The 14,256-nt window shown below is 71.8% G+C and carries 14 protein-coding genes and 3 tRNA genes; 13 read left to right on the top strand and 4 right to left on the bottom strand.

Annotated features, from left to right (window positions below; all coding sequences use genetic code 11):
- Window positions 1-30 precede the first annotated feature (30 nt).
- The gene (locus ACF3NS_RS00965) at window positions 31-1,221 is read left to right on the top strand and encodes an aminotransferase class I/II-fold pyridoxal phosphate-dependent enzyme (RefSeq protein WP_392467316.1); all 1,191 of its coding nucleotides are present in this window, start codon (window positions 31-33) and stop codon (window positions 1,219-1,221) included.
- Here ACF3NS_RS00965 and ACF3NS_RS00960 read toward each other — a convergent pair.
- The 3 genes from ACF3NS_RS00960 to ACF3NS_RS00950 form a co-directional block, all read right to left on the bottom strand.
- Complete coding sequence (locus ACF3NS_RS00960; RefSeq protein ID WP_392469040.1) at window positions 1,197-3,110, bottom strand: glycoside hydrolase family 2 protein; 1,914 nt, start codon at window positions 3,108-3,110, stop codon at window positions 1,197-1,199. The genes ACF3NS_RS00965 and ACF3NS_RS00960 overlap by 25 nt on opposite strands.
- An 89-nt stretch (window positions 3,111-3,199) precedes the next feature.
- Window positions 3,200-4,282, bottom strand: a complete 1,083-nt coding sequence (locus ACF3NS_RS00955) for a 2-oxoacid:ferredoxin oxidoreductase subunit beta (protein WP_392467315.1) — start codon at window positions 4,280-4,282, stop codon at window positions 3,200-3,202.
- Window positions 4,279-6,189 (bottom strand): 2-oxoacid:acceptor oxidoreductase subunit alpha, encoded by a 1,911-nt coding sequence (locus ACF3NS_RS00950; RefSeq protein WP_288798047.1) that lies wholly within the window; start codon window positions 6,187-6,189, stop codon window positions 4,279-4,281. The genes ACF3NS_RS00955 and ACF3NS_RS00950 overlap by 4 nt, the downstream gene beginning before the upstream one ends.
- Before the next feature lie 236 nt (window positions 6,190-6,425).
- Here ACF3NS_RS00950 and ACF3NS_RS00945 point away from each other — a divergent pair.
- From ACF3NS_RS00945 to ACF3NS_RS00920, 6 genes are all read left to right on the top strand, one after another.
- A tRNA-Thr gene (locus tag ACF3NS_RS00945) sits at window positions 6,426-6,498 on the top strand.
- 38 nt (window positions 6,499-6,536) lie between these two features.
- Window positions 6,537-6,613 (top strand) — tRNA-Met (locus tag ACF3NS_RS00940).
- Window positions 6,614-6,672: 59 nt separating this feature from the next.
- On the top strand, window positions 6,673-6,843 hold the full coding sequence (gene rpmG / locus ACF3NS_RS00935) for a 50S ribosomal protein L33 (protein ID WP_029211260.1): 171 nt from the start codon (window positions 6,673-6,675) through the stop codon (window positions 6,841-6,843).
- A gap of 161 nt (window positions 6,844-7,004) precedes the next feature.
- Window positions 7,005-7,451 carry a MaoC family dehydratase N-terminal domain-containing protein gene (locus tag ACF3NS_RS00930; RefSeq protein ID WP_154591804.1) on the top strand — a complete coding sequence of 149 codons (447 nt, stop codon included), beginning with the start codon at window positions 7,005-7,007 and terminating at the stop codon, window positions 7,449-7,451.
- A 1-nt stretch (window position 7,452) separates the two neighbouring features.
- Window positions 7,453-7,866 carry a MaoC/PaaZ C-terminal domain-containing protein gene (locus ACF3NS_RS00925; protein ID WP_154591805.1) on the top strand — a complete coding sequence of 138 codons (414 nt, stop codon included), beginning with the start codon at window positions 7,453-7,455 and terminating at the stop codon, window positions 7,864-7,866.
- A 66-nt stretch (window positions 7,867-7,932) separates the two neighbouring features.
- Window positions 7,933-9,006 carry a UDP-N-acetylmuramate dehydrogenase gene (locus ACF3NS_RS00920; RefSeq protein WP_392467313.1) on the top strand — a complete coding sequence of 358 codons (1,074 nt, stop codon included), beginning with the start codon at window positions 7,933-7,935 and terminating at the stop codon, window positions 9,004-9,006.
- A 19-nt stretch (window positions 9,007-9,025) separates the two neighbouring features.
- On the opposite strand, the gene ACF3NS_RS00915 is transcribed toward ACF3NS_RS00920, so the two are convergent.
- The gene (locus ACF3NS_RS00915; protein WP_392467311.1) at window positions 9,026-10,057 is read right to left on the bottom strand and encodes an adenosine deaminase; all 1,032 of its coding nucleotides are present in this window, start codon (window positions 10,055-10,057) and stop codon (window positions 9,026-9,028) included.
- Between the two features lie 123 nt (window positions 10,058-10,180).
- Here ACF3NS_RS00915 and ACF3NS_RS00910 point away from each other — a divergent pair, with 123 nt between their 5' ends.
- The 6 genes from ACF3NS_RS00910 (at window position 10,181) to rplA (ending at window position 14,188) form a co-directional block, all read left to right on the top strand.
- Window positions 10,181-11,383 carry a CapA family protein gene (locus tag ACF3NS_RS00910; RefSeq protein ID WP_392467310.1) on the top strand — a complete coding sequence of 401 codons (1,203 nt, stop codon included), beginning with the start codon at window positions 10,181-10,183 and terminating at the stop codon, window positions 11,381-11,383.
- A 146-nt stretch (window positions 11,384-11,529) separates the two neighbouring features.
- A tRNA-Trp gene (locus ACF3NS_RS00905) sits at window positions 11,530-11,602 on the top strand.
- Window positions 11,603-11,636: 34 nt separating this feature from the next.
- Window positions 11,637-11,885, top strand: coding sequence for a preprotein translocase subunit SecE (secE, locus tag ACF3NS_RS00900; protein WP_288798053.1), 249 nt, complete (start codon window positions 11,637-11,639; stop codon window positions 11,883-11,885).
- A gap of 78 nt (window positions 11,886-11,963) precedes the next feature.
- Complete coding sequence (gene nusG, locus ACF3NS_RS00895) at window positions 11,964-12,818, top strand: transcription termination/antitermination protein NusG (RefSeq protein WP_392467309.1); 855 nt, start codon at window positions 11,964-11,966, stop codon at window positions 12,816-12,818.
- 94 nt (window positions 12,819-12,912) lie between these two features.
- Entirely contained in the window at window positions 12,913-13,353 is a 441-nt protein-coding gene (rplK, locus tag ACF3NS_RS00890) for a 50S ribosomal protein L11 (RefSeq protein ID WP_154591810.1), read from the top strand.
- Window positions 13,354-13,468: 115 nt separating this feature from the next.
- Window positions 13,469-14,188 (top strand): 50S ribosomal protein L1, encoded by a 720-nt coding sequence (gene rplA / locus ACF3NS_RS00885; protein ID WP_154591811.1) that lies wholly within the window; start codon window positions 13,469-13,471, stop codon window positions 14,186-14,188.
- Window positions 14,189-14,256: the final 68 nt, after the last annotated feature.

Here is a 14,256-nt window from a genome sequence, read left to right as displayed (position 1 = left end):
GCCACGGTCGCGTCGGCATACGGTGGGGTCATGAGCAGGGTGTCGCACCGCGGGCAGGTCCCGCCGTTCCACGTCATGGAGGTCATGAAGGCCGCCGCCCGCCGCCAGGTCAGCCACGGCGACGTGATCGGCCTGCACGTGGGTCAGCCGAGCACGGGTGCGCCCCGGGCGGCGCGGGACGCCGCCGTCGCGGCGATCGGCAGCCAGGTGCTCGGTTACACCGAGGCCGTGGGCGACCTCGCCCTGCGGGAGGCGATCTGCGAGCACTACGCGGCGGACGACGACCTCGACGTTCACCCGGGGCAGGTGGTCCTGACGACGGGCAGCAGCGGCGGCTTCACCGCGCTCTTCCTGGCCGCCTTCGAGGCCGGTGACGAGGTCGTCGTGACGCGCCCGGGCTACCCCGCCTACCGCAACACCCTGCAGGCCCTCGGCTGCCGCGTCGTGGACCTCGACTGCGGACCCGAGACCGCCTACCAGCCGACCGTGGCCATGCTCGAGGCGCTGCCCACCCCGCCCGCCGGACTGATCCTCGCAAGCCCCGCCAACCCCACCGGGACGGTGGTCCCCGCCGACGAGCTCGCGGCGATCGCGCGCTGGTGCGAGGAGCACGACGTCCTGCTCGTGAGCGACGAGATCTACCACGGGATCTCGTATGCCGGCGCGCAGCCCACCACGGCGTGGAGCACCTCCCGCGCGGCCGCCGTCGTCGGCAGCTTCTCCAAGTACTTCTCCATGACCGGGTGGCGCCTCGGCTGGATGCTTCTGCCGGACCACCTGCTGCGGCCGGTCGAGCTGCTCCTCGGCAACCTCAACCTGTGCCCGCCCGCCGTCAGCCAGGCCGCTGCCCTCGGTGCCCTCACGGCGGAGGCGCAGGCCGAGCTGCGTTCGCACGTCGAGCGATACGCCCACAACCGGGACCTCGTGCTGCAGCGCCTGCCGGAGATCGGCGTGCACGACCAGGTGCCGCCGTCGGGCGCGTTCTACGCGTGGTGCGAGATCGCGCACCTGACGCAGGACTCGGTGGCGTGGTGCACCCAGGTCATGGAGCACACGGGCGTGGCGCTCACGCCGGGCGTCGACTTCGCCCCGTCGCGCCCCGGCGGTGACCCGGCCCTGGACGGCAGCCACTTCGTGCGGATCTCTTACGCCGGCAGCGCTGCCGAGGTGACCGAGGGGCTCGACCGCCTCGCCGCCTACGTGGCCGGCGGGCGTTCGTAGGCCGCGGGTCGCCGCTGCACCGCCCGGATCCGCGCGATGTCCACCTTGGGGGAGCGGTCGGCGGCGTAGAGGCCGTTCTGCTCCTGGAAGGTGTCCGTCAGCTGGGTGTAGCAATATCCCGCGAGGCCAGGGGAGTCCAGCAGCACCCTGGTCAACCCCTCGTAGCGGGAGTAGAACTCGCGCAGGTCGCGCACCCGATGGCCGTAGCCCCAGGAACTGTCCTGGTCGCTCCCGTCGACCTCGCGGGCGTCGGGCGACCCGTCCGATCCCGGTGCCGCCCACCAGATCCCGCCGTACTCCGACAGCAGGTAGGGCTGCCCGGCGTAGGGCACGGACCAGTCCTTGCCGGGCAGGTCCACGAGCGGATCGCCGGCCGAGAGGCCCTCCATCAGGATCCGGAAGCGCCACGGCCGCTGCTCGTAGCAGTGCGCGTCGTAGACGTCCGTCTCGGGCACCCGGTGCGCCCAGCCAGAGGCGTCGATCACCGGCCGGGTCGGGTCGATCGCCTTGGTGGCGAGGAACATCGCCCGGGTGACGTCGTCGAGGACGGTGATGTCGTCGGCGAGGTCCTGCTCGGTCTCGTTGAGGGGGCACCACCCGATGATGGACGGGTGGTTGACGTCGCGCTGCAGCACCTCGACCCACTGGGTGACGAATGACGCCGTGGGGGACTGGATCTCGCCGTGGCCGTCGCGCACCTTGGCGCCCCAGTCGCCGAACTCGCCCCACACGAGGTAGCCGAGGCGGTCGGCGTGGTAGAGGTAGCGCTCCTCGACGACCTTCTGGTGGAGCCGGGCCCCGTCGAACCCCGCGGCCAGGCCCAGCCGGATGTCGAGCTCCAGCGCGGCGTCCGAGGGCGCCGTCATCAGCGTGTCGGGCCAGTAGCCCTGGTCCAGCACGAGCCGCTGGAAGAGGCGCTCGCCGTTGAGGCGGATCTCGTTGCAGTGCACCGAGATCGAGCGCAACCCGGCGTATGACGTGAGCTCGTCGACGGTCGCCCCGTCACGGTCGAGCAGCCGCACGACGAGGCCGTAGAGGTGTGGGTCGGCGGGTGACCAGGGACGGATCTCCTGCTCCGGCAACGAGATCCGCAGGCGCGGCGCGAGGTCCAGGTCGGACCGCGTTGCGGCCGAGGCGATCACGGTGTCGTCGGCACCACCGGCCGATCCGACGCCGGCGTCGCCCAGCCCCGCGTCACGGGTGACCTCGACGACGACCTGACCGCCGGGCAGGTTGCCGCTCAACGGGATCGACAGGTCCAGCGCGGCACCGGCGAGGTCGGGCGAGACGTGCAGGCGACGCACGTGCACGGGCGGCACCGCCTCGAGCCAGACGGTCTGCCAGATGCCGGTGGTGCGGGTGTAGAAGCAGCCGGTCCGGGCGTAGCTGGTCGCCTGCTTGCCCCGCGCCTGGGGCCCGCGGCGCGGGTCGCGCGCCCGCACCACGATCTCCACGGTGTCGCCCGGCCCCACGCCCGCTCGCGACAGGGGCGCCGACACCGGCGTGAACCCCCCTCGGTGGCGGGTGATCTCGACACCGTTGGCCCACACCGTCGCGTCGTGGTCGACGGCGCCGAGGTGCAGCCACGCGTCCGCCCCCGCCCACGAGGAGGGCACGGCGACGGTCCGGCGATACCAGACGGCCTCGTGGAAGTCCTCGTCCCCGATGCCGGACGCGGTCGACTCGGGGCAGAACGGCACGAGGATGCGTCCCGTCAGCGGGCGGGACACCAGCCCCCGCTCGTAGCCGCTGTCCCCGCGGTCGGTCTCGAACTCCCACTCGCCGTTGAGGTTCAGCCAGCGGGACCGCACCAGCTGCGGGCGCGGGTGCTCGGGTCGTGGGATGCCCGACCCCACCCCGACGGACAGGTCGGGCGCCACCCCCACCATCGGCCGCGGCGCCGAGCGCAGGGTGGGGCGGCGGCGCCATACGGCCTGCTGGGCTCGCCACGCGAGCCGCGCCGCCTGCCCGGCCAGCCTCAGCCGATGGTCCACGTGTCCTTGCCGCGCAGCAGGGCGTCCAGGTCGTCGTCGGAGGCGGGGCCGCCGGCCGACGTGACGGCGCCGGCGATCTGGCCTCGCACGAGGTCGTCGTAGGTCGGCCGCGAGACCGAGCGGAAGATCCCCATGGGCACGTGCAGGTGGTCGCCGGAGTCGAGCCGCGACAACGCGAAGGCCTGAGCCGGGTCGTCCGCCCCGGCGTCGTGCACGACGATCCGGGAGGGGTCGGTGACCGAGCCCTCGTGGACGACGTCGAGCGAGCCGGAGTCCGAGCGCACGACGACGTGGTCGGCGCTGGCACGGACCGGCTGCCCGTCCTCGAGGTGCACCAGTCGGGCCGCCGCCTCGCCGCGGTCCTTGAGCAGCTGGAAGGCGCCGTCGTTGAAGATCGGGCAGTTCTGGTAGATCTCGACGAACGACGTCCCGCGGTGCTCCGCCGCCGCCCGCAGCACCTCGAGCAGGTGCTTGCGGTTGGAGTCCATGGTGCGGGCGACGAAGGTCGCCTCGGCGCCGAGGGCCAGCGACAGCGGGTTGAAGGGGCGGTCCACCGAGCCGGCCGGGGTCGACTTGGTGACCTTGCCCACCTCGGAGGTAGGGGAGTACTGCCCCTTGGTCAGGCCGTAGATCTGGTTGTTGAACAGCAGGATCGTCATGTTGACGTTGCGGCGCATCGCGTGGATGAGGTGGTTGCCGCCGATCGACAGCGCGTCGCCGTCCCCGGTCACCACCCACACCGACAGGTCCGGTCGGGCGGTGACCAGCCCGGTCGCGATGGCCGGCGCCCGCCCGTGGATCGAGTGCATCCCGTAGGTGTCGAGGTAGTACGGGAAGCGGCTCGAGCAGCCGATACCGGAGATGAACGAGATGTTCTCGCGGCGGAGCCCCAGCTCGGGGAGGAAGGACTGCACGGCGGCCAGCACGGCGTAGTCGCCGCAACCGGGGCACCAGCGCACCTCCTGGTCGGAGGTGAAGTCCTTCTTGCTCTGCTGGGCGTCGCCCTCGCCGAGGCGGGGCACGCCGCTCAGGCCGTGGGTGGGCATGCCGAGGTCGATGGTGGTCATGCGCGCTCCTCCTGGGGGGTCGCGGGAGCGGGGGTGTGCCGGGGGTCCAGCTCGTGCAGGGCCTCGTGGATGGCGTCGGACAGCGTGCTCGCCGTGAACGGCAGGCCCCGCACCTGGGTCAGCGCCCGCACGTCCACGAGGTATTCCGCGCGGAGCATCGTCGTCAGCTGGCCCATGTTCATCTCCGGGACGATCACCCGGTCGTAGGCCCGCAGGACCTCGCCGAGGTTGGCGGGGAAGGGGTTGAGGTGCCGGATGTGGGCCTGGGCGACCTCGGCCCCCGTGGAGCGCGCGTAGCGCACCCCGGCGCTGATCGGGCCGAAGGTCGAGCCCCAGCCCAGCATCAGGACCTTGGCCTCGCCGGTCGGGTCGTCGACCTCGACGTCCGGTATGCCGGCCACGCCCGCCACCTTGGCCGCCCTCAGCCGGGTCATCCGGTCGTGGTTGTCGGGGTCGTAAGAGATCTCGCCGGTGACGTCCTTCTTCTCGATGCCGCCGACGCGGTGCTCGAGGCCGGGCGTGCCGGGGATCGCCCAGGGGCGGGCGAGGGTGTCGGGGTCGCGCAGGTAGGGGTGGAAGACGGGGGTGCCGTCGGCGGCGGTCGCGTTGGGCTCGGTGGCGATGTCCGGGTCGATCGCGGGCAGCTCCGACACGGAGGGGACCTGCCACGGCTCGGACCCGTTGGCGAGGTAGCCGTCCGAGAGCAGGAAGACCGGCGTGCGGTAGGTCACCGCGATGCGCACCGCCTCCAGCGCCGCGTCGAAGCAGTCGCTGGGCGACTGGGCGGCGACGATGGGCACGGGTGCCTCGCCGTTGCGGCCGTACATCGCCTGCAGCAGGTCGGCCTGCTCGGTCTTGGTGGGCAGGCCGGTCGAGGGGCCGCCGCGCTGGACGTCGACGATCACGAGGGGCAGCTCGAGCGAGACCGCGAGGCCGATGGTCTCGGTCTTGAGCGCGATGCCGGGGCCCGAGGTGGTGGTCACGCCGAGGGCGCCGCCGAAGGATGCGCCGAGCGCCGCACCGATCCCCGCGATCTCGTCCTCCGCCTGGATGGTCGTCACGCCATATCTCTTGAAGCCGGACAGGGCGTGCAGGATGTCGCTGGCCGGGGTGATCGGGTAGGCGCCGAGCACGAGCGGCAGGCCGGCCTTGTGGGCGGCGGTCGCGAGGCCGTAGGCGAGGGCGGTGTTGCCGGTGATGTTGCGGTAGAGGCCGGGTCGCATCGGCGCGGGGCCGATCTCGTAGGCGACGGCGAAGTCCTCGGTGGTCTCGCCGTAGGCGTGGCCGGCGTGCAGGGCGGCGACGTTCGCCGCGAGGATGTCGGGCTTGCTGCCGAACTTGGCGGCGAGGAAGCTCTCGGTCGACTCCAGCGGTCGGGTGTAGAGCCAGGACAGCAGCCCGAGGGCGAACATGTTCTTGGCCCGCTCCTTGTCCTTGCGGGACAGCGGGAAGTCGGCCAGGGCGTCGACCGTGATGGAGGTCAGCGGCAGGGCGTGCAGGTGATAGCTGTCGAGGGAGCCGTCCTCGAGCGGGTTGCTGTCGTAGCCGACCTTGCCGAGGTTGCGCTTGGTGAACTCGTCCTGGTCCGCGATGACGGTGGCGCCGCGCGGCACGTCGGGCAGGTTCGCCTTGAGCGCCGCGGGGTTCATCGCCACGAGGACGTCGGGGTTGTCGCCAGGCGTGAGCACGTCGTGGTCGGCGAAGTGCAGCTGGAAGCTCGACACACCCGGCAGCGTGCCCTGGGGCGCGCGGATCTCCGCCGGGAAGTTGGGCAGGGTGGACAGGTCGTTGCCGAGGACGGCGGTCTGCGAGGTGAACCGGTCGCCGGTCAGCTGCATGCCGTCACCGGAGTCTCCTGCGAACCGGATGACGACACGCTCGAGCCGGTGGACTGCCTTGGTGGCCATAGGGGCGAACTCACTTCGCTTTCATCGACACGACATCTTTGGATCAACCAAACGCCATGTTATGCACGGCTGGTGCCGACATGGCACCTTCGTCCATGGTAGGGCTCACATGCTGGGCGCCGTCGTGCTGCGGACGCACGGGTGGGGCCTCCCGTCGATTTCATCTCTCGGCCCGATCCGTGTACCTTGGTCGACGCACTCCCAACGAGTGCACTTCCGAGCGCCTCGGTGCTCGGGCCCCCTTAGCTCAGTCGGCAGAGCGTTTCCATGGTAAGGAAAAGGTCGTCGGTTCGATTCCGACAGGGGGCTCTCGCAAGTCTCGCCCATCCCGGCGGGGCTTGTCCCAAGGCGGGGTAGCTCAGCTGGTTAGAGCGCACGACTCATAATCGTGAGGTCGCGGGATCGAGCCCCGCTCCCGCTACCAAGTTCATCCTTGTCGCAAGGCCGGATCCTCCGGCGCCCACTCCGAGAGCAGGTTGCCCCGTGGCTAGCAAGTCCGCAGACGTTCGCCCCAAGATCACCATGGCGTGCACTGACTGCAAGGAGCGCAACTACATCACCAAGAAGAACCGTCGGAACCACCCCGACCGGCTCGAGCTGGCGAAGTACTGCCCTCGCTGCAAGAAGCACACCGCGCACCGCGAGACCCGCTGAGCGCGTCGCCCGCATCCCGAGCGCCGTCCCTCCACCCGGAGGGGCGGCGCTCGTGCGTCATACCTGCTCGTATGCCGGACGCCCCACCCCCGCCGACTGGTCAGTTCCCGACAGGCCCCTCGACCGGCGGGTAACCGCACGACGCCGTTAGGGTGACGCCCATGCCAGTCAACGAGCAGTTCGCCGGGCGGACCTACCCGCCGACGGCGCCCTACCAGGTCGGGCGGGCCAAGATCGCGGAGTTCGCCGAGGCCGTGGGCGCCGTCGACGAGGTCCACACCGACGTCGAGGTCGCCCGCGCCCGCGGCTACGCCGACGTCATCGCCCCGCCGACCTTCGCGGTCCTGATCGCCCAGCAGGCGGACCGCCAGCTGATGGAGGACCCCGAGGCGGGCGTCGACTTCAGCCGGGTGGTCCACGGCGAGCAGAGGTTCGTGCACCACCACCCCCTCACCGCCGGCGACGAGATCGTCGCCACGATGACCGTCGACACCGTGAGGCTCGTCGGGGGGCACGCCATGGTGACGACCCGCAGCGAGCTGGCCACCGTCGGCGGCGAGGCCCGCTGCACGGCGACGAGCACCCTCGTGATCCGGGGAGAGGACTGACATGACGATCGACCTCAGCACCGTCGAGGCCGGCCACGCCCTGCCCGAGCGCACCCTGACGGTCACCCGCGCGATGCTCGTGGCCTACGCCGGCGCGAGCCTGGACCGCAACCCCATCCACTGGGACGAGCGCTTCGCCACGGGCGTCGGCCTGCCCGACGTCATCGCCCACGGCATGCTCACGATGGGCTCGGCCGTGCAGGTGGTCGTGGACTGGTGCGGCGACGCGGGCCGCGTGGTGGAGTACTCCACCAAGTTCGTGGCCCCGGTCGTCGTTCCCCACGGCACCGGGGCCGAGGTCGTGGTCGGTGGTGTCGTCAAGAAGGTCGAGGACGGACGGGCTACGGTCGAGCTCACCGCCACGTGCGAGGGCAAGAAGGTCCTGGGGCGGGCGCTCGCCGTCGTCCGCCTCTGACGGCGAGACGCCTCGCCCTCCGCTCACCGCGGGCCCGTCATCCCTCCCATCCCCCGAAGGACATCCATGCAGGTCGAGCACGACGTGCCCCTCGCGCCACTCACCACGATGCGCGTCGGCGGCCCCGCCCGGCGCCTCGTCACCGTCTCGACGACGGACGAGCTGGTCGACGCCGTCCGTGAGGTCGACGACGCCGACGAGCCGCTGCTCCTGGTCTCGGGGGGCTCCAACCTCGTGATCAGCGACGAGGGGTTCGATGGCACGGTCGTCCGGGTGGCCACGCAGGGCGTGGACGTCCAGTCGCAGGACTACTGCGGCGGCGCCTTCGTGCGGGTCGCGGCGGGGGAGTCCTGGGACGGCCTGGTCGAGCGGGCCGTGGCGGAGGGCTGGGCCGGCATCGAGGCCATGTCCGGGATCCCCGGCCTCACCGGCGCCACCCCCGTGCAGAACGTCGGCGCCTACGGCCAGGAGGTCGCCCAGACCATCGCGCAGGTCCGGGTCTTCGACCGCCGCGAGCAGCGTGTGCGCACGTTCTTCCCCGACGACTGCGCGTTCACCTACCGCCACAGCGTGCTCAAGGGCACCGACCGCTACGTCGTCCTCGACGTCGCCTTCCAGCTCGAGGTCGCCGACCTCTCCCGTCCGGTGGCGTATGCCGCCCTCGCGGCCGGTCTCGACGTGCCGCTGGGCACGCGCGTGCCGCTGCAGGACGCCCGCGACGCGGTGCTGGCGCAGCGCCGGCGGCGGGGGATGGTCCTGGACGCCGAGGACCACGACACGTGGTCGTGCGGGTCCTTCTTCACCAACCCGATCCTGCTGGCGCGCGAGTTCGCGGACCTGCAGGAGCGGGCGCGGGCACTCCTCGGCGCGGACGGTCCGGAGCCGCCGCGCTTCGACGCGGGCGAGGGCATGGTCAAGACCAGCGCTGCGTGGCTGATCGACAGGGCGGGGTTCGCCAAGGGCTTCGGCCTCCCGGGCGCGGCGGCGCTGTCCACCAAGCACACCCTCGCCGTCACCAACCGGGGCGACGCCTCGGCCGAGGACGTCCTGGCCCTGGCGCGCGCGGTGCGCGACGGCGTCCGTGAGACTTTCGGGGTGACGCTCGTCAACGAGCCGGTGCTCGTCGACCTCTCCCTCTAGCCCTCCCGGCGGCCCTCGCTCAGTCGGCAGGCAGGGCGAGCCACACGTCGACGTCCTCCTCCGCCTGCGCGATCACCTCGCGGGGCGCCGTCGAGGCCCGCAGCGACATCCGCGCCAGGTCGGCCAGCGCCTCGTCGTCGAGCCCGTGCACCTCCCGCGCCGTGCGGTACTGGTCCACCAGCCGCGAGCCGAACAGCAGCGGGTCGTCCGCGCCCAGCGCGACCTGGATCCCCGCGTCGAGCAGCGGCCGCAGCGGCACGGCGGGCGCGGCGTCATACACCCCGAGGGCGACGTTGCTCCCCGGGCAGACCTCGAGAGCGACCCCCTCGCGCGCCAGGCGCTCCAGCGCCCGCGGGTCCTCGGCCGCGTGCACGCCGTGCCCGATCCGGTCGGGCACCAGCGCGTCGAGGGTCCGTATGACGGCCTCCGGCCCCGCGAGCTCGCCGCCGTGGGGCACGAGGGCCAGGCCCGCACCCCGGGCGATCCCGAAGGCCGGCGCGAAGTCCTCGACCACGCCACGGTGCTCGTCGTTGGACAGGCCGAAGGCGACGACCGTGCCGGTCCCCTCGCCGGCGTACCGCGCGGCCAGCCGGGCCAGCGTCCGGGCGTCGAGGGGGTGCCGGATGCGGCTGGCCGCCACGATCACGCCCACGCCGATCCCGGCCTCCGCCGCGGCGGCCGACGCCGACTCGAGGACGAGTTCGAGCGCGGGCGTCAGCCCGCCGCAGAACGGCGCGTAGGACGTCGGGTCCACCTGGATCTCCAGCCACCGCGAGCCCTCGGCGGCGTCGTCGAGGGCAGCCTCGAGCACGATCCTGCGCATAGCCGCGGGCGACCGCACGCACGCCCGCGCGGCGTCGTACAACCGCTGGAACCGGAACCATCCGCGGGACTCGACGGAGGTGAGCGTGGGGGGCCATTCGTCGACGAGGGCATGGGGGAGCCTGAGGCCCTCGTCGCGCGCGAGCTCGGTCAGCGTCGACAGCCGCAGGGACCCGGTGAAGTGCAGGTGCAGGTGCGCCTTGGGGAGCTGGTCGAGGGGGCGGGGCATGGCGCCATCCTCACAGACGGTGGCCGGCCGGGCGCCCACGGTCTTCACCCCGCGTGCCGCGTCCCGTCAGGGCGGCCGGACGCCTACGGTGGGGTGGTCCCGCACCCTCCCGCCGAGGTCCTCATGCCGATTCCCGACCGCCTCCTCGCCCGGTCCCGCCGCAGCACCGCCGTGGGTCTGCTGGCGGTGGTCGCGACCGCCGCCAGCGCGGGAGGGCTCGCGGTCGCCGACGCCTTCGGTCCGCCCGACCCCACCCCGGCATCGCTGGCTCGGGCGGGTGAGGCGCCTGCAGGGCGGGCGACGGTGGGTGCCACCTCGACGGCCGGGACTCCTGCCGCCGAGACGTCGGCCCGGGCGATGGCGCCGGTCGAGCGCGCCCGGCGCCGGGGGGCACCCGGGGCGGAGCCCATCACGCTGGCGTTCGGCGGGGACACCCAGGCCCATGGGGCCGCCGGCCGCATCGTGGGCGAGGGGCTGGGTGCCACGGGTCGGTTGCTGGCGGGCGCCGACCTGGCCATGGTCAACCTCGAGACGGTGGTCGCCGCCGATCGCACGGGGCTGCGGCCGCAGCCCAAGCCGTTCACCTTCGTCACTGGTCCCTCCATCCTGGACGCGCTCCACCGGGAGGGGGTCGACGTGGTCACGGCGGCCAACAACCACACGATGGACTTCGGTGAGCGGGGCATGGCGCAGATGCTTGCCGTCAAGGCGTCCTCCCCGGTCCCGATGGTGGGTCTGGGCAAGGACGACGCCGAGGCCTGGGCGCCCTGGTCCACGCTGGTCAAGGGCCGCCGCGTGGTGGTCTTCGGGGCGACCGACGTGCTCGACGCCCACCTCGACTGGAAGGCCGGGCCGGGCAAACCCGGTCTGGCCAAGGTCATGGATGACGACGGCTTCGAGGCGCTCCTCGACGGCGTCCGTCGCGCCCGTGCCGCCGGCCCGACCGACGTGATCGTGGTCTACCTGCACTCCGGCATCGAGAAGCAGCGCTGCCCCACGCCCCGCCAGCTCCGGACCGACTCCGCGCTCGCCGAGGCGGGCGCCACCGTCGTGGTCGGCGCGCACGCCCACGTGCTGCAGACCACGACGACGGTGGGGGACACGGCCGTGGCGTACGGCATCGGCAACTTCGTCTTCGGCAGCGGGAGCAGTGCCGAGACCCGCGCGTCGGGAGTCCTCACGGTCACCGTGCCGGGCGACGCCGGCGCCCCGACCATGACCTTCGACCCCGCGCGGGTGACCCAGGGGCTGCCGGTGCAGCTCGAGGGGGCAGAGCGCGAGCGGGCCCTGCGGAGCTGGCGGGCCCGGGGCGAGGGCTGCTCCTGACCGTATGCCGTCCGCCCGGCGTCAGGGCTGGTCGCCGCTCCCGCGTCGGTTCGCCTTGGGCCGTCCCTCTGACGTATGCTCGTCTCTTGGATGGATCCCGCGTCGATCGTCGCTGTGCTGCGCTGGCCGCCTCGAGACCGTCCCGAAGGGTAGTAGCTCAATTGGTAGAGCACCGGTCTCCAAAACCGGCGGTTGGGGGTTCGAGTCCCTCCTGCCCTGCGGATCACGTGATCATCTGACGAAGCGAGGGGCCGTGAGCGAGGTCAACACCCGTGGTGGTGCTGGGCGCGACACCGCGACCCGTCAAGGCTTCTTCGCTCGCATCACGTTGTTCGTCGCCCAGGTGCTGGACGAGCTGCGCAAGGTCGTCCGTCCCACCCGCGAGGAGCTGGTCACCTACACCACGGTCGTGATGGTCTTCGTGATCGCGGTCATGCTGTTCGTCGCGGCCCTCGACTACGGGATCGGCAAGCTCGTCTTCTGGGCGTTCGCCGGCAGCTGACGGCCGACCGCTCCTGCGGTCAGCCCACCGCCCGTGGCGGCACCCGCCCGATCACCAGCAAGGAAGTAGGCCCGTACCGTGTCCGACCAGCCCTCGAACGACCCGTTCGCCACCCGCGACGAGGCCGACGTCGACGCTCCCGTCGAGCCGACCGAGGTCGAGGTGGTCGAGGCCGACACGGCCAGCGAGCCCGCCGGTGCCGACGTGAGCGACGTGACGGAGGAGTCCGACGAGTTTGACGTGACCGAGGAGTCCGACGAGTCCGACGAGGCCGACGAGCAGGTGTCCGTGCCGGATGCCCCCGCGGTCAACCCGCTCGAGGAGTTCAAGCGCGACCTGCGCATGCTCGAGGGCGACTGGTACGTCGTGCACTCCTACGCCGGTTACGAGAACCGCGTCAAGACCAACCTCGAGACCCGCGTGACCAGCCTCAACATGGAGCCCTACATCTTCCAGGTGGAGGTCCCCATGGAGGAGGTCACCGAGATCAAGAACGGCCAGCGCAAGGTCGTCCGCCGCGTGCGGATGCCCGGGTACGTCCTGGTACGCATGGACCTCACCGACGAGAGCTGGGGCGCCGTGCGCCACACCCCCGGCGTCACGGGCTTCGTCGGTCACACCCACCAGCCGGTGCCGCTGAGCCTCGACGAGGTCGTCACGATGCTGGCCCCGACCTTCGAGGAGCCCGCGGCCCCGGCCGCATCCGGCGCCGCCGCGCAGCCCGGCGCCGGCCAGGCCGCCTCCCCGCGCCCCACGGTGGACGTGGAGTTCGAGGTCGGCGAGTCGGTCACCGTCATGGAGGGCCCCTTCGAGACCCTTGACGCCACGGTCTCCGAGATCAACGTCGAGACTCAGAAGCTCAAGGTTCTGGTGTCGATCTTCGGCCGGGAGACCCCGGTCGAGCTGGGCTTTAACCAGGTCGCCAAGATCTGATCGCAGCCCGTCCGGCCCCGCGGCACCCCGCGGCGGTCCTGCAACCGGGTCATCGCCCACGGCGTCGGCCCATCACACAGCAAGGAAGTTCCACATGCCTCCCAAGAAGAAGGTCTCCGGCTTCATCAAGCTGCAGATCCAGGCCGGTGCCGCGACCCCGGCGCCGCCCGTCGGCCCGGCCCTCGGTCAGCACGGCGTCAACATCATGGAATTCGTCAAGGCGTACAACGCCGCGACGGAGTCCCAGCGCGGCAACGTCATCCCGGTCGAGATCACGGTCTACGAGGACCGCTCCTTCACCTTCATCACCAAGACGCCACCCGCCGCCGAGCTGATCAAGAAGGCCGCGGGCGTCCCCAAGGGCTCCGGCGTCCCCAACAAGACCAAGGTCGCGACGCTGTCCGCGGACCAGGTCCGTGAGATCGCCCAGCAGAAGATGGACGACCTCAACGCCAACGACGTCGAGATGGCCGCCCGCATCATCGCGGGCACCGCCCGCTCGATGGGCATCAACACCCCCGGTTACGAGTCCTGACTCGTGACCCGCGGACCCGCCGGGTCCGCTGTGGCAGGACCAGCGCTGGTCCGTTCGACCACGACTCCAGCAGGGTGAGCCCCCGGGCCGCCCGACCCTCACCAAGGAGCAGCACATGAAGCGCAGCAAGGCCTACCGCGCGGCAGCCGAGCGCGTCGACGCGGACAAGCTGTACGCCCCGCTCGACGCCGTCCGCCTCGCCAAGGAGACGGCCTCCAACAAGTACGACGCGACCGTCGAGGTGGCCTTCCGCCTCGGTGTCGACCCGCGCAAGGCGGACCAGATGGTGCGCGGCACCGTCAACCTGCCGCACGGCACGGGCAAGACCGCTCGCGTCCTCGTCTTCGCCAACGGCGACAAGGCCGAGGCAGCCCGCGCGGCCGGCGCCGACTTCGTCGGATCCGACGACATGCTCGAGAAGGTCCAGGGCGGGTGGCTCGACTTCGACGCCGTCGTCGCGACCCCGGACCTCATGGGCAAGGTCGGCCGTCTGGGCAAGGTGCTGGGCCCCCGTGGTCTCATGCCCAACCCCAAGACCGGGACCGTGACGATGGACGTGACCAAGGCCGTCAACGACATCAAGGGCGGCAAGATCGAGTTCCGCGTCGACAAGCACGCCAACCTCCACTTCATCATCGGCAAGGTCTCGTTCGACGAGAAGGCGCTGGTGGAGAACTACGCGGCGGCGATGGAGGAGATCCTCCGCCTGAAGCCGTCCGCCTCCAAGGGTCGCTACATCACCAAGGCGACGCTGGCGACGACGACGGGCCCCGGCATCCCGCTGGACCCCAACCGCACCCGCAACCTCACCTCCGAGGAGGAGGTCCAGGCCTGAGCCTGCCCTCCTGACCCGCGAAGCCCGGACCGACCTCGTCGGCCCGGGCTTCGCGCGTCCCGGGTGAG

The organism is Arsenicicoccus cauae (genome assembly GCF_043162025.1).
GTDB lineage: Bacteria > Actinomycetota > Actinomycetes > Actinomycetales > Dermatophilaceae > Arsenicicoccus > Arsenicicoccus cauae.
The sequence above is the reverse complement of the archived record's forward strand: the minus strand, read 5'-3'. Positions and strand labels throughout refer to the sequence as shown.